This is a genomic window from Streptomyces sp. NPDC007856 (genome assembly GCF_042868225.1).
In the GTDB taxonomy this organism is placed as follows: Bacteria; Actinomycetota; Actinomycetes; order Streptomycetales; family Streptomycetaceae; genus Streptomyces.
In genome coordinates this window covers 511567-523965 of record NZ_JBIAEC010000005.1, presented here as the reverse complement: position 1 = coordinate 523965, position 12399 = coordinate 511567, and the positions used below count along the sequence as shown (strand labels likewise).

The window sequence follows — 12399 nt, the reverse complement described above, 5'->3', positions numbered from 1 at the left end:
ACGGAGCCGCCCTCAACCACGGATGCTCACCCTTGGCGTCGGCCAGCTCGGCACACTGCGGCGCATAGTTCATCCACGCCCCGCGCCGCCGGTATTCTCGGCGCTGCTCCAGCGCTGTGTTCCACACCGACCGGCAGATGCTGCCGAACTCCCCGCACATCTCCTCTTGTTCGGACGACAGGCAAAGCAGATAGCGACGACCGGACAGCATGCAAACACCCCCCTCCGGCTGGTGCGATCAACCTAGTGCACACCACCGACAACACAGCGAACTCCGCCGCTACGCGGCTCCGCGCCAGGGATGAGCCAACCCAGTCCTGAAGGGGACGCGGCTTGCGCTCACGAGATCCGGTCAGTCGGTCGCGTTGTGCCGTCCGACCGACCGCAGATGGTCCCTGCGTGCGTTGTTGTAGATCCGCAGGAGATGCTTGGCGACGGCACAGGCCGCGCCGTCGGCATGGCACTGACGGCAGGTCCGCACGTGCTGCTCATAGGTGAGGCGCGCGTTTTCCAACGCGTCGTTGAGAGAAGACATGGACATCTCCGGGCAGGGCGCGTCCAGGGACCGCACCAAGTTGACTGACTGGTAACCCGGAACAAAGCTGATCATGTTACTGGCGGTACTGGGAAACCCGTACAGACGGTGACCGCTGAGCCCGGTCCGAGCGGCCCCCGGCTCGCCGGTCAGCGGCCGGCGTCCTTCAGGAGTGCGCGCGCATGGTTCAGGAAGGCGGCCAGCCCCACCTCGAAAGCGCGGTCGGCCCGGCCCTCGCCCACGGCGGCGAGCGCCTGCGCGAGATGCGGGGTGGCTATGCGGTCCGTCAGCTCCCACATCGTCTCCGGCGCGGCGAGATCGAGGGCGGAGCCGAGCACCAGGTTCTCCAGGGCGATGATCAGCGGCATGATCTCCGTCCGGTCGAAGCCGGCGTCGAGAAGAAGGCTCACCGCACGCTCGTACTGCTCCAGCACCCGCGGTGCGCGCACCGGCGAGGTCATGAGCAGGGGGATCGTCCGGGGGTGCGCGGCGAACGCGGCGCGGTAGGAGCGGGCCCAGGCCTGGACGGCCGTGTCCCAGGGGGTCAGTTCGAGGGTGCCCGGGTCGATCGCCTCGCAGACGCGCTCCCGCAGCAGTTCCACTATGCCGTCGCGGCCGTCCACATGGTGGTACACCGAACCGGTCTGCGCACCGAGCCGCCGGGCGATCTGCGGGACGCTGAAGTCGCCGGCATCGCCCAGACCGTCCTCGGCGCCGTCGTCGTCCTCGCGTTCTGGGCCGCGCACGCCGACCCGTACCAGCAGCTTCTGCTGTGGGTGAACACCCCGGGCATGATCGGCCTGTTGCTGCTGCAACTGCTCGCCGCGATCGCCGTGCCGTGCTACTTCCGGCGGGTACGTCACAGCGAGGGGGCGGTGCGCACGGTGGTGGCCCCGGTGCTCGCCACCGTCCTGCTGGCGACCGCGATCGCGCTGGTCGTGTCCCACATCGACCTGTTCACCGGTGCGTCCCCGACCGTGAACGTCCTGCTCGTCGTCGTGGCACCGATCGTCTTCGCGCTCGGTCTGCCGCTGGCCTGGTGGCTGCGCCGCTCCCGTCCGGAGGTGTACGCCCGGTTCGCCACGGAGCCCGGTGCGAGCACCGGAACCGACGAGCACGCCGTTCCCGGCGAGGGCACCGCACCGGCCGCCGTCACCGCGCCTGCCGAGTGACCCGAACGCCCTCTTCCCCTACAGGAGTTGCCCCGATGCCCGCTGCCGACCTCATCCTCGCGGGCGCCCAGGTCCGCACCCTCGACGCCGCCCGCCCCGCCGCCTCCGCCGTCGCCGTGCACGACGGGGTGATCACCGCGGTGGGCGGCGCGGAGGACGTCCGGGACTGGCGCGGCCCCGGCACCGAGGTGGTCGACCTGCACGGCGCGCACCTCGTGCCCGGCCTGGTCGACTCGCACAGCCATCCGGTGTGGGGGCTGGACATGGCGACGGGCACGGACCTGTCGGGCGTGACGGGCCAGGCCGGGCTGCGCGCGGCGCTCGCCGAGGCCGAGCGGATCGACGGCTGGGTCGTCGGCTACGGCCTGGACCACAACGCGTTCGAGGGCCGCCCCATCCACCACGACCTGGTGGCGGAGGTGCTCGGCGGCACACCGGCCTTCCTGCGCCTGTACGACGGCCACTCCGCCCTCGCCAACGCCGCCGCCCTCGCGGCCGCCGGGGTGACCGGCCCGCGTGCCTTCGCCCAGTACGCGGAGGTGGTGTGCGACGCCTCGGGCCGGCCCACCGGCCATCTGGTCGAGCACGCCGCGATGGACCTGGTGGCGGACGTCGTGCCCCGGCTGTCGTACACCGAACGTCGGGCCCGGTTGCTGGAGTTGCTGTCCGCGATGGCCGCGACGGGGCTCACGGGGGCCCATGTGATGGACGGCGGCGACCTCGATCTGGTGCAGGCGGTGGCCGAGGAGACGGTCCTGCCCATGCGGCTGCGGTTCGCGCCGTGGTGCATGCCGGGTGCCGACGACGATGCGCTGCGGGAGCTGATCGAGCTGCAGGGCGGGGGCGGGCGGCACTGGCTGGTCGGCGGGGTCAAGTTCTTCATGGACGGCACCGTCGAGGGCGGCACGGCCTGGCTGGAGCACCCCGACTGCCATGGTCAGGGCACCGCCGCGTTCTGGCCGGATCCGCACGCCTACGCCGAGGCCGTCCGCACCCTGCACACGGCTGGCGTCCGCACCGCGACCCATGCCATCGGGGACGCGGCCGTACGGCATGTCCTGGACACCGTCGCCTCCCTCGGGCCGGGCGGGCGCGGCGCCCACCGGATCGAGCACATCGAGACCGCTCCGGACGAACTCCTGCCGCGCTTTGCCGAGTTGGGGGTCGCGGCCTCCCTGCAGCCGCCGCACACCGGGTACACGCGCGACGACGGCGGCGACGAGTGGTCCCGCCGGCTGGGCTACGAGCGGGCCGCCCGTGCCTGGCGGCTGCGCGATCTGCGGGAGGCGGGCGCCACGCTCGCCCTCGGCTCGGACTGGCCCATCGTGCACTACGACGTCCGGGCCGTGCTGGCGACGGCCCGCCGGCCCAAGGGCGCCGCGGCCCGCCGGCCGGGCCTGACGCCGTTGCAGGCGCTGGAGGGCTGCACCAGCCACGCGGCGGCCGCCGCCGGCGAGTCCGAGGTGGCAGGCCGGGTCGCGCCCGGCTGCCGGGCCGACCTCACCGCGCTGGCCGTGGACCCCGTGCACGCACCCGGCGACGAACTCGCCGAGTCCCCGGTGGTGGTGACGGTCACCGGCGGACACGTGGTGCACCGGGGCTCCTGACACCGGGGCGTGTGACGGGGCCCGTCAGCGGTGGGTCAGCGCGCGGTCAGCGGCTCCTGCCACTGTTCTTCCTGTGACCGGCACGGGACACCGGATCCGGTCACAGGGAGAGGTGCCCGGAGTGGTTGATCGGGGACCAGCGAGCTCGGCTCACGGTCGGGCCCCTCAGGGGCCCACGCAGGTTCGAATCCTGCCCTCTCCGCTCGACTGCTCGACGCCGCGGACCCGGAGGCTATGATCGTCACAGCATCGCGTGCCGGTCACCGGCTGGGTGAGGCATGGAGGTGCCAGGACATGCCCTGGAGGCATTCCTTGTCGGTCGAGTTCAACCACACCATCGTTCATGCCCGGGACAACCGGGAGTCCGCCGAGTTCCTCACCGGACTGCTCGGTCTGGAGATCACCGCGGAATGGGGCCCGTTCATCGCGGTCGCCCTGGCGAACGGAGTCACCCTGGACTTCGCCACCATCCCCGAGCAGCACATCACGCCCCAGCACTACGCCTTCCTGGTGTCCGAGGAGGAGTTCGACGCCGCGTACGCGCGGATCGTCGAGCGCGGTATCGAGCACTACGCCGACCCGCACCAGAAGCAGCCCGGCACGATCAACCACAACGACGGCGGCCGCGGCGTGTACTTCATGGATCCGGTCGGCCACGCCATGGAGCTGATCACCGTCCCCTACGGCGGCCGGCCTTCCTGACCGGCGCGCTTCACCTGCCGAATCCCTCCTTCTTGACGAGGTCGAGGAAGCGCGGCGTGCCCTCGGTGGTACGCACGTCGAGAAAGGCGCGCGCATGCCCCTCGGTGACGGCCTCGCGCACGAGCGCGTGCGCGAGGTCGGCCCGGGAGGTGAACCGCCCGGGCAGCCGGCCGGGCGCCACCCGGTAGCCGCTGACCTCGCTCGTGTCGAAGAGGCCGGCCGGCCGGAGCACCGTCCAGTCGTGACCGCTCGCGCGCACGATCTCCTCCATGCGGCGCATGTCGTCGTAGACCGTGCGCCCGACGACCCGTACGAAGAAGGGTTCGAGCACCTTCCGGAAGAAGACGCCCTCGCCGGGTGCCGGCACGTCGAACAGGACGGTGGAGCTGACGCACACCAGGCGCCGGACACCGTGCCGGGTCATGGCCCGGCTGATGTGGGTGAGGCCCGTCGAGTAGACGGCGACCGGAGCCCGGCCGTAGGGGACGCCGAGCGTGGAGATCACCGCGTCGTGGCCGGGGACGACACGGTCGACCGCCGCCCCGTCCAGGACGTCGGCCTCCGCGACCGTGAGGCGGGGGTGGTCGAGCGGGAAGGCGTCGGGATGGCGGGTCACGGCGGTGACGGTGTGTCCGGCGGCGGTCGCCTGCTTGGTGACCTGCCGTCCCGTCGGCCCGTTCGCGCCGAAGACGACGAGTCGCATGGGCTGCTCCTTCGCTGCGTGGTGCTGCTGCCGTGGACCGAGAGGGCCGCGAAGGCGGCGAGTGTGACAGCGCGGGCGCAGGATGAGAGCTACGGCACACACCCGCCCCCCGATGTCACACTCCGGGGGCCCCGGCCCTCTGGGTGGGCAGACGTCGTGAGGAGATGCCATGGCCGACAACCGGACGCCCGCGGGGACGGACGCCGCCACCCAGGCGTTCCTCGACCACCGCGAGCTGCTGTTCGCGGTGGCGTACAACATGCTGGGCTCCGTCACCGACGCCGAGGACGTGCTGCAGGAGACCTGGCTCTCCTGGGCGGGACGTTCGGGTGCCGGGGACGCGGGACAGGCTGCGGAGATCGAGCATCCGCGGGCCTATCTGGTGCGGATCGCCGTGCGGCACGCGCTCGCGCGGCGGGCGCGCATCGCCCGGCGGCGCGAGACCTACGTCGGGCCATGGTTGCCGGAACCCCTCCTCACGGACGGCCCTGCCGGTCCGGCGGCCGGCGAGGACGCGGCCGAGGGCGCGGTGCGCGCCGAATCGGTGTCCCTGGCGATGCTGGTAGTGCTGGAGACCCTGACGCCGCTGGAGCGGGCGGTGTTCGTCCTGCACGAGGTGTTCGGCTACGCGCACACCGAGATCGGGGACATCCTCGGCCGCAGCCCCGCGGCCGTACGGCAGCTCGCGCACCGCGCCCGGTCCCATGTGCGCGCCCGGCGCCCTCGCTATCAGGCGCATCCCCGGGTCCGGCGACAGGCGACGGAACGGTTCGTGGCCGCCGCGCTCGGCGGGGATCTCGGGGCGCTGCTGGAGATCCTGGCGCCGGAGGCCACGCTGTGGACGGACGGCGGCGGCAAGGCGCAGGCGGCACCGCGGCCGATCCGCGGCCGGGACAAGGTGGCACGGGCGCTGACCGGCTACGCCGCGCGTGCGGCGGCGGGGCTGGAGTTCCAGCACCGGGACGTCAACGGCGACGCGGCCGTGGTGGTGTTCGAGGACGGCGCCCCGCACGCGGTGATGGTCATGGACCTCGACCCGGACGGCGCACAGGTCCGTGAGGTGTACCTGGTCACGAACCCGGACAAGCTCTCGGCACTGGAGCCGGGCGAGCCGCGTCCGAAGGTCTAGCGGCGCGCGCGAACGGGACGCCGCCGGAAGCGGCGTCCCGCCGGGAGACCGTCGTGCGCCGAGCCGGCTACGGCGTCACGACCGAGCCGCCGAAGGTCACCACGAGGTGCCCGTCCGAGGCGAAGGACCAGCCGAGGGCCCCGGCGTAGGAGGAGCAGCGGGAGCCGTTCGTACCGGTCCAGAACTGGTTGGAGCTGTCGGAGTTGCCGACGGTCTTGTCGTTCGGGCCGCTGACGGCGAAGCGGCACGAGGTGTTGCTGCGGAAAACCGAAGTGCCCGCGTCGAAGGCGAAGTTGCGCTCGGTGTTGTCGATGCTCGCGTTGCTGGACATGGTCATCGTGCCGGGGTCGCTGTGGTAGGTGAACCCGTGGTGGCCGTTCTTGTAGGCGATGGGCCGCCGAGCTTGTAGCCGTTGCGGTCGCCGTTGGGGTTCTGGGTGCCGTCGGTGAGCGTGCCGTTGCCGTACGGCAGGGAGTACTCGATGGTCACCGGGCCGATGGCGCCCGTGTCGGTCTTGGTGTAGAGGTCCCAGCCGTCGTCGATGTTGTTGTGGGAGACGTCGTAGCGGAACACGTTCCCGGTGCCGGTGGTGAGCTTGGCGGCGAAGCCGTCGGCGTTCTCGCCCGTGGAGTCCTTGTTGTCGTGCGACTCCGAGCCGACGACGAGGTTGTTCGATGGCCACTGGCTGCTCGGCGTGCTGGAGGAGATCCGGCCGAGCTGCAGTCCCGTGTCGCGGTTGTAGGCGGTCACCACGCGCTCGATGACGTTGTTGCCGCCGCCGACGTTGATGCCGTTGTCCCCGGCGTGCTCGACGGTGAGGCCGTACAGGTGCCAGTAGTTGGCGTTGAGCTGGATCCCGCGGTTGGACGAACTCGCGCTCTGGCCCGAGAAGTTCAGGACGGGCTTCTCGCCCGGATAGGCGGTGAGGGTGGTGCGGGCGCTGGATGTGCCGTTGCCGCCGGCCGGGATGGTGACCGTCGAGGAGTAGCTGTACGTCCCGCCGCGCAGGTAGATCGTCCCGCCCGGGGCGATACGGCTGATGGCCGAGGTGAGTGTGGTCGGCGCCGACTGTGTGCCGGCCGCGCTGTCGGTGCCGCTCGGCGACACGTACTGCGCGGTGGCCGTCGCGGCCTGTGCAGTGGTGCCGGACAGCGCGACGAGCGTGCCGGCGAACAGACCGGCGCACGCGGTGGCTGATCTCAGTCGCATCGGCTTGTCTCCAGTCGTGGCATGGTGAGGGAGGGCACGAGGGAAAGCGCTTTCTCCCCGCGCGCCCCCCGACCATGGGACGTATCATGATCACATCAATGGCGTGTACATGATTCGTGTTCAGAAGAGTGAATTTCGAGGGATCACTCCCCAGGCGCCAGGGCCCGGGCCACGATCCGTGCCGCCTCCGCGATCAGCGCGTCGTCCGCCGGCGCGTTCTGGGCACTCTTGGTCGACAGCACGGTCAGCAGGACCGGCGTCTTCCGGGTCGTCCAGGCCATGCCGATGTCGTTGGCGGTCCCGTATTCGCCGGTGCCGGTCTTGTCCGCCAGGACCCAGTCGCGCGGAAGTCCGGCGCGGAACCGCGCGGCACTGGTGGTGTTGCCCTTGAGCCAGGTGACGAGCCGCTCGCGGTCGGCGCCGGCCAGGGCCCGGCCCAGGGTCAGCCGCTCGAAGCTGCGGCCGAGGACCTGCGGGGTCGTGGTGTCGCGCGGGTCGCCGGGGATCGCGGTGTTCAGGTCCGTCTCCCACCGGTCGAGCCGGCTCACCCCGTCGTCCAGCGACCGGAAGAAGCGGGTGAGCCCGGCGGGGCCGCCGATCTGGCGCAGCAGCAGATTGCCCGCCGCGTTGTCGCTGTACTGGATCGCCGCCGCGCACAGGTCCGCCACCGTCATGCCGGTGTCCACATGCTCGACGGTGCGCGGCGAGTTCGGCAGGATGTCGTGCGGCGGATAGTGGATCACCTTGTCCAGCGGTGCGCAGCCGCCGTGGTCGCGCAGGACCGCCGCCGCGGCGAACGCCTTGAACGTCGAACACATCGCGAACCGCTCCCCGGCCCGGTGGGACACGGTCCGCCCGGTGCGGACATTGCGCGCGTACACGCCGAGCCGGGCGCCGTGCCGCCGCTCGAGTTCGGCCAACTCGGCGTCGGCTCCGGGAACTTCGATCTGGGGAGCCGCAGACGCGGCGGGTGCGGAGACCGCAGTGGCGGCCACGGCCGCGGTGGTGAGGGCGAGGCCCGCCTTGAACAGACCTCGCCGGGCAAGGGAGTTGGAGTGGTCGGGGCTGGTCATGAGCACAGTCCTCCTGGTCGTCCGTGCCTGATCGCCTTGCTGCGATCTTCGACGGGCACACCGAAACAGCCGGGCACCGCTCATGTCCAAGAGCGAACTTTTAAGATGCCATGCCTTATTGATATACGAAGCCGCATCTCCGACTGCAGAAACAGCGGATCATGCGGCTCTACCTTCTTCCTGGGTTCGCCTCAGCCATTCGTAGGGTTGTGGCACCCGGGGGAGCTGGGTGTGGCTTTCATGCGGCTGCCGTTGGTGGTTCGAAAGGCTTGGCCGCCCGGCTCCCCACGACGACTCGGTCGCCGATTGGGAAATGCGAACAGGTCGCCGTGTAGAGCAATGCCGGCGAGGTCGTCCGTGGTACGCACTGCAAGCACGAGCGGCTGGAGCACGATGAGCCGGATATGGGCGGGGACAGACTGCGGCAAGACCCACCACCACTGCCTGGTCCTGGACAGCGAGGGCGAGACGCTGCTGTCGCGGCGGGTGGCCAACGACGAACCCGAACTGCTGAAGCTGATCGGGGACGTCCTGGACCTCGCCGGCGGCCGGGACGTCACCCGGGCACTGGACATGGCCGGCGGCGGGCCCGGCCTGCTGATCGCCCTGCTGGTCAACCACGGCCGGGAACTCGTCTACCTCCCCGGCATCGCGGTCAACCGCGCCTCCGACAGCTACCGCGGAGCGGGCAAGACCGACGCCCGGGACGCACGAGTGATCGCTGACCAGGCCCGCATGCGACGCGACCTGCAGTCGATCCGGCCCGGCGACGACGCAAGCATCGAGCTGAAGCCGCTGACGGAGCGCCGCGTGGACCTCGCCGCCGACCGCACCCGCACCACCAACCGGCTCAAGGGCCTGCTGAACAGCATGTTCCCGGCCCTCGAACGCGCCCTGGACATCGGCACCGCCGGAGCTCTGCTGTTGCTGACGGGCCACCAGACTCCAGCGGCGATCCGCCGCACCGGCCTCGCCCGGCTGACCACCTGGCTGCGCAACCGCAAGGTCCGGGGCGCCGAAGCCCTGGCTGCCAAGGCGGTCGAGGCCGCCGAGCGGCAGCACACCGCCGTCGCAGGCGAGACGGCGATCGCGACGATGGTGCACACCCTGGCGAAGGAGGTGACGGCCCTCAACGAGAAGATCACCGAGACAGACAAGCTCATCGAGGGCCGGTTTCGCGAACACGAACTCGCCGAAGTGATCCAGTCCATGCCCGGCATCGGCACGGTCCTCGGCGCGGAACTCCTCGTCGGCATCGGCGGCAGCCTGGATGCCTTCCCCACCCCGGACCGCCTCGCCTCATTCGCCGGAGTGACCCCCGCACCACGCGACTCCGGCAAGATCGTCGGAAACCTGCACCGGCCCCAGCGCTACCACCGGGGCCCGCAACGGGTCTTCTACACGTCCGCGCTGGTGAGCATCCAGTTCGATCCCAACTCGCGGAAGTCCTACGACCGCAAACGTGCCGAAGGCAAACGCCACGTCCAGGCCGTGCTCGCCCTCGCCCGCCGACGCGTCAACGTTCTCTGGGCTCTGATCCGTGACCGACGCTGCTACCAAGTGACACCCCCAGTCACTGCCACGGCTTGACTTCAGCATTGGGAAGCCTTGAGTCAGCACCGGATCAGCACGGTGGAGGCCTACGCCTCGCCGAGCCCGGCCGACGGGCCGAGATGGCGCCTGAGCGCGCTGCGGATCGGCGGCAGCATGGGCAAGTCGGCCAGGTCGGAGAACGGGATCCAGGCGGAGGCGTCGACGCCGCCATGGCCGATGCGCGTCAGCTCACCGCCTCTCATTTCGACTTCGTAGAGGGCGAAGATGGCGTGGAAGTCGATGCCCATGCTCAGCAGGCGGTGTTCGGCGTCCAGATCCAGCAGATGACCGGCTTCGACGTCGTATCCCGTCTCCTCCTTGAACTCGCGCACCACCGTCTCCCGGGGATGCTCGCCGTGTTCGACCTTGCCGCCCGGCAGCATCCACCGCCCGTGGTCGTCCTTGGAGGACGGCCCGATGCGCACCATCAGCACCGCGTTCGGCCTCCGCAGGATCCCGTAGGAAGCGAAACGCTGCAACGGCTCGTACGCGATCGTCATTCCGCTCTGGCCTCCGTCATCCGTGGCGCTTGGGTCTGTGCTGGATGTCATACCCAGTGCCTTCGATCGGTGTCCATCGTGAACCGCCAGAGCGCCAGTGTGGTGAATACCGCCCCGAAGGCGAGCAGCGCGCCGGCGTTCGGCACCACGTCGGCAACGCCGGCGCCGTCCAGCACCACCTTCCGAAAGCCGCCGACCGCCCAGTACACAGGCGTGAACCTGGCCACCCAGCCGATCCAGTCGGCCATCAGCTCGGTCGGCACCAGAGCTCCGCCGAAGACCGTCCAGGTCAGCGTGACCATCCGCTCCACGGCGAACGCCTGCCGTCTGCTCGGGGAGACCGCGCACAGGGCCAACGCGAAGGAGACCACACAGGCGCCCAACGCCACCATGATCACGAGCAGGGCGAACAGGGAACCACGCACCCGCAGGCCGATGGTCAGCCAGCCCAGCACGAACAGAAACGCACACTGGGCCACCACCAGGGCCCCGCACAGCCCCGCCTTGCCCACGACGAGCTCCCAGGTGCGCAGCGGGGACAGCCGCAGGCGCTGCCAGGTGTGCAGGCCGTGCTCGCGGAAATAGGACTCGGTGACCAGACCGGTCATGAAGAAGGAGAACATGCCGGTCATACCCGGCACCGCCAACTGGGCGCCGTCGGCGTGCCGGTAACCGAGCTGGGAGAGCGCGCCTGCGTACAGCGGCTTGATGAAGAGCATGAGCAGACACGGCGTCAGCAGCACCGTCACCAGCGGGGCCGGCTCCCGGCGGAGCCAGGTCGCGTCATGCCGCAGCAGAGCCAGTACGCGTGCCATGAGGAGCCTCCCTCGCCAGGATGTTGAAGTAGGCCCGTTCGAGATCCGCATGGGCGATTTCGACGCCGTGCAGCCTCTCACGGTGATCGGCCAGGCTCTCCAGCGCCTTGACGATGTCGACGGCGGGCTGCGCAGTCGGGAGGTAGACGGTGTCGGCCACTGTTCTCGCCCCCGGCCAGGGCATCTCCGGTGCACCGCCCGCAAAGCGGAGAACCAGTTCGCTTCGGGTGTGCCGGGCGATCAGCTCGTCCACCGTGCCGTCCGCGACGATCCGCCCGTCGGCGAGCACCACCACCCGGGCCCCCAACTCCTCGATCTCGGAAAGGTAGTGCGTGGTGTAGACGACGAGCGCTCCACGCGCAGCCAGCCGTTGTACGACCGCCAGCAGCCGCAGCCGCGTCTGCGGGTCCGCGCCCGCGGTTGGCTCGTCCAGCAGGACGACGTCGGGCCGGTGCACCAGTGCACAGCCCGCGTGAAGCCGGCGCTGCTGCCCTCCGGAGAGTTCCGCCGCGCGCCGACTGCGCTGTCCGGTCAGATCGAGCGCGTCGATCAACTGCTCGACGGACTCGCTCAGCTCCCTGCCGCGCAACCCGCCGAGTGAGCCGAAGAAGCGAAGGTTCTCCTCGACCGTGTGCACCGGGTAGACCGCGATCTCCTGTCCGGCCAGGCCCAGCCGACCGCGCAGCGCGTTCCGACCGCTGACCACGTCGGTGCCGAGCACCCGTACCGATCCCCCGTCGGGGCGGAGCAGACCGGCGATGACGGACATCAGCGTGGTCTTCCCCGCCCCGTTCGGACCGAGCACGGCCAGTATCCGGCCACGGTCCGCGGAGAGCGTCAGCTCCCGCAGGGCATGCAGCTCACCGAACGACTTCCGTAGCCGCTCGATCTCCAGGCCTCGTTCCACTAGTCGGCGCGCCGACCGAGCGACACCAGCATGTCCGAGGAGTTTCGCTCGATGGCCCGCACCGCGACCGGCTCCAGCATCGGCCGGAGCATCGGGATACCGATCTCGAAGTCCACCTCGAGCGTGGCCTCGGTGATCTGCTCCGTAACCCTCGTCACCTGCCAGAAGCCGGAGAACCGCTCCAGGTCTCCGGCCACCTGCTCATAGGTCAGACGCCACTTCGACGGGTCACGGTGCTCCCGCTCGCTCCACTTGAGCACGGACCCCTTGAGGAGCACCTCCCACTCGGTCACCGCCTCGGTGGTTCCGTCGGGCCGGACCTCCTCGGAGAGCACCCGAGTCCTGATCACCGAATCCATGAACGTGGGATAGGACTCGATGTCGCAGATCCTCTTCCACACGTCGTCGGCCGAAGCGATCAGTCGCTCGGATACGGTAACGATCGGCACTTTGC

The 12399-nt window shown here is 70.3% G+C and carries 13 protein-coding genes and 3 pseudogenes; 6 read left to right on the top strand and 10 right to left on the bottom strand.

Features of this window, described 5'->3' with window-relative positions; translation table 11 throughout:
• The 3 genes from ACFYOH_RS15820 to ACFYOH_RS15810 all read right to left on the bottom strand — a co-directional run.
• Positions 1-211 (bottom strand): helix-turn-helix domain-containing protein (locus ACFYOH_RS15820; RefSeq protein ID WP_388625942.1); only part of this gene is annotated, 211 nt, incomplete at its 3' end.
• Positions 212-352: 141 nt separating this feature from the next.
• Positions 353-535, bottom strand: a complete 183-nt coding sequence (locus ACFYOH_RS15815) for a hypothetical protein (protein WP_388625940.1) — start codon at positions 533-535, stop codon at positions 353-355.
• 149 nt (positions 536-684) lie between these two features.
• Positions 685-1281: a TetR/AcrR family transcriptional regulator C-terminal domain-containing protein gene (locus ACFYOH_RS15810; protein WP_388625939.1), complete on the bottom strand. Its 597-nt coding sequence runs from the start codon at positions 1279-1281 to the stop codon at positions 685-687.
• Between ACFYOH_RS15810 and ACFYOH_RS15805 the strand changes: the two are divergent.
• The 4 genes and pseudogenes from ACFYOH_RS15805 to ACFYOH_RS15790 form a co-directional block, all read left to right on the top strand.
• Positions 1213-1707, top strand: a pseudogene (locus ACFYOH_RS15805) (amino acid transporter); the annotation flags it as partial. The gene ACFYOH_RS15810 and the pseudogene ACFYOH_RS15805 sit on opposite strands and share 69 nt — an antisense overlap.
• A 35-nt stretch (positions 1708-1742) precedes the next feature.
• Positions 1743-3314, top strand: coding sequence for an amidohydrolase (locus ACFYOH_RS15800; protein ID WP_388625937.1), 1572 nt, complete (start codon positions 1743-1745; stop codon positions 3312-3314).
• A 106-nt stretch (positions 3315-3420) separates the two neighbouring features.
• Positions 3421-3516: pseudogene (locus ACFYOH_RS15795) on the top strand.
• Positions 3517-3626: 110 nt separating this feature from the next.
• Positions 3627-4016, top strand: coding sequence for a VOC family protein (locus ACFYOH_RS15790; protein WP_388625987.1), 390 nt, complete (start codon positions 3627-3629; stop codon positions 4014-4016).
• 10 nt (positions 4017-4026) lie between these two features.
• Here ACFYOH_RS15790 and ACFYOH_RS15785 read toward each other — a convergent pair whose 3' ends face one another.
• Entirely contained in the window at positions 4027-4719 is a 693-nt protein-coding gene (locus ACFYOH_RS15785) for an NAD(P)-dependent oxidoreductase (protein ID WP_388625936.1), read from the bottom strand.
• A 169-nt stretch (positions 4720-4888) separates the two neighbouring features.
• On the opposite strand from ACFYOH_RS15785, the gene sigJ reads away from it, so the two are divergent.
• A complete protein-coding gene (sigJ, locus tag ACFYOH_RS15780) occupies positions 4889-5848 on the top strand; it encodes an RNA polymerase sigma factor SigJ (protein ID WP_388625934.1) in 960 nt (319 codons plus the stop codon).
• A 67-nt stretch (positions 5849-5915) separates the two neighbouring features.
• On the opposite strand, the pseudogene ACFYOH_RS15775 reads toward sigJ, so the two are convergent.
• Both ACFYOH_RS15775 and bla read right to left on the bottom strand, forming a co-directional pair.
• A pseudogene (locus ACFYOH_RS15775) lies at positions 5916-7069 on the bottom strand (silent information regulator protein Sir2); the annotation flags it as partial.
• Between the two features lie 131 nt (positions 7070-7200).
• Positions 7201-8130, bottom strand: a complete 930-nt coding sequence (gene bla / locus ACFYOH_RS15770) for a class A beta-lactamase (RefSeq protein ID WP_388625932.1) — start codon at positions 8128-8130, stop codon at positions 7201-7203.
• Positions 8131-8523: 393 nt separating this feature from the next.
• On the opposite strand from bla, the gene ACFYOH_RS15765 reads away from it, so the two are divergent.
• A complete protein-coding gene (locus ACFYOH_RS15765) occupies positions 8524-9720 on the top strand; it encodes an IS110 family transposase (protein WP_388625930.1) in 1197 nt (398 codons plus the stop codon).
• Between the two features lie 50 nt (positions 9721-9770).
• Here the strand turns inward: ACFYOH_RS15765 and ACFYOH_RS15760 are convergent, their stop codons facing one another.
• The 4 genes from ACFYOH_RS15760 to ACFYOH_RS15745 are packed head-to-tail and all read right to left on the bottom strand — an operon-like array spanning position 9771 to position 12394.
• Positions 9771-10223, bottom strand: coding sequence for an NUDIX hydrolase (locus tag ACFYOH_RS15760; protein ID WP_388625928.1), 453 nt, complete (start codon positions 10221-10223; stop codon positions 9771-9773).
• A 47-nt stretch (positions 10224-10270) separates the two neighbouring features.
• A complete protein-coding gene (locus ACFYOH_RS15755; RefSeq protein WP_388625926.1) occupies positions 10271-11038 on the bottom strand; it encodes an ABC transporter permease in 768 nt (255 codons plus the stop codon).
• Positions 11007-11945: an ABC transporter ATP-binding protein gene (locus ACFYOH_RS15750; RefSeq protein ID WP_388625924.1), complete on the bottom strand. Its 939-nt coding sequence runs from the start codon at positions 11943-11945 to the stop codon at positions 11007-11009. The genes ACFYOH_RS15755 and ACFYOH_RS15750 overlap by 32 nt, the downstream gene beginning before the upstream one ends.
• Positions 11945-12394 (bottom strand): type II toxin-antitoxin system RatA family toxin, encoded by a 450-nt coding sequence (locus tag ACFYOH_RS15745; RefSeq protein ID WP_388625923.1) that lies wholly within the window; start codon positions 12392-12394, stop codon positions 11945-11947. The genes ACFYOH_RS15750 and ACFYOH_RS15745 overlap by 1 nt, the downstream gene beginning before the upstream one ends.
• Positions 12395-12399: the final 5 nt, after the last annotated feature.

Coding starts and splice junctions, on each gene's coding strand:
- ACFYOH_RS15815 (WP_388625940.1), bottom strand. CDS start 535: ATGTCTTCTCTCAACGACGCGTTGGAAAACGCGCGCCTCACCTATGAG.
- ACFYOH_RS15760 (WP_388625928.1), bottom strand. CDS start 10,223: ATGACGATCGCGTACGAGCCGTTGCAGCGTTTCGCTTCCTACGGGATC.
- ACFYOH_RS15765 (WP_388625930.1), top strand. CDS start 8,524: ATGAGCCGGATATGGGCGGGGACAGACTGCGGCAAGACCCACCACCAC.
- ACFYOH_RS15800 (WP_388625937.1), top strand. CDS start 1,743: ATGCCCGCTGCCGACCTCATCCTCGCGGGCGCCCAGGTCCGCACCCTC.
- bla (WP_388625932.1), bottom strand. CDS start 8,130: ATGACCAGCCCCGACCACTCCAACTCCCTTGCCCGGCGAGGTCTGTTC.
- sigJ (WP_388625934.1), top strand. CDS start 4,889: ATGGCCGACAACCGGACGCCCGCGGGGACGGACGCCGCCACCCAGGCG.
- ACFYOH_RS15755 (WP_388625926.1), bottom strand. CDS start 11,038: ATGGCACGCGTACTGGCTCTGCTGCGGCATGACGCGACCTGGCTCCGC.
- ACFYOH_RS15785 (WP_388625936.1), bottom strand. CDS start 4,719: ATGCGACTCGTCGTCTTCGGCGCGAACGGGCCGACGGGACGGCAGGTC.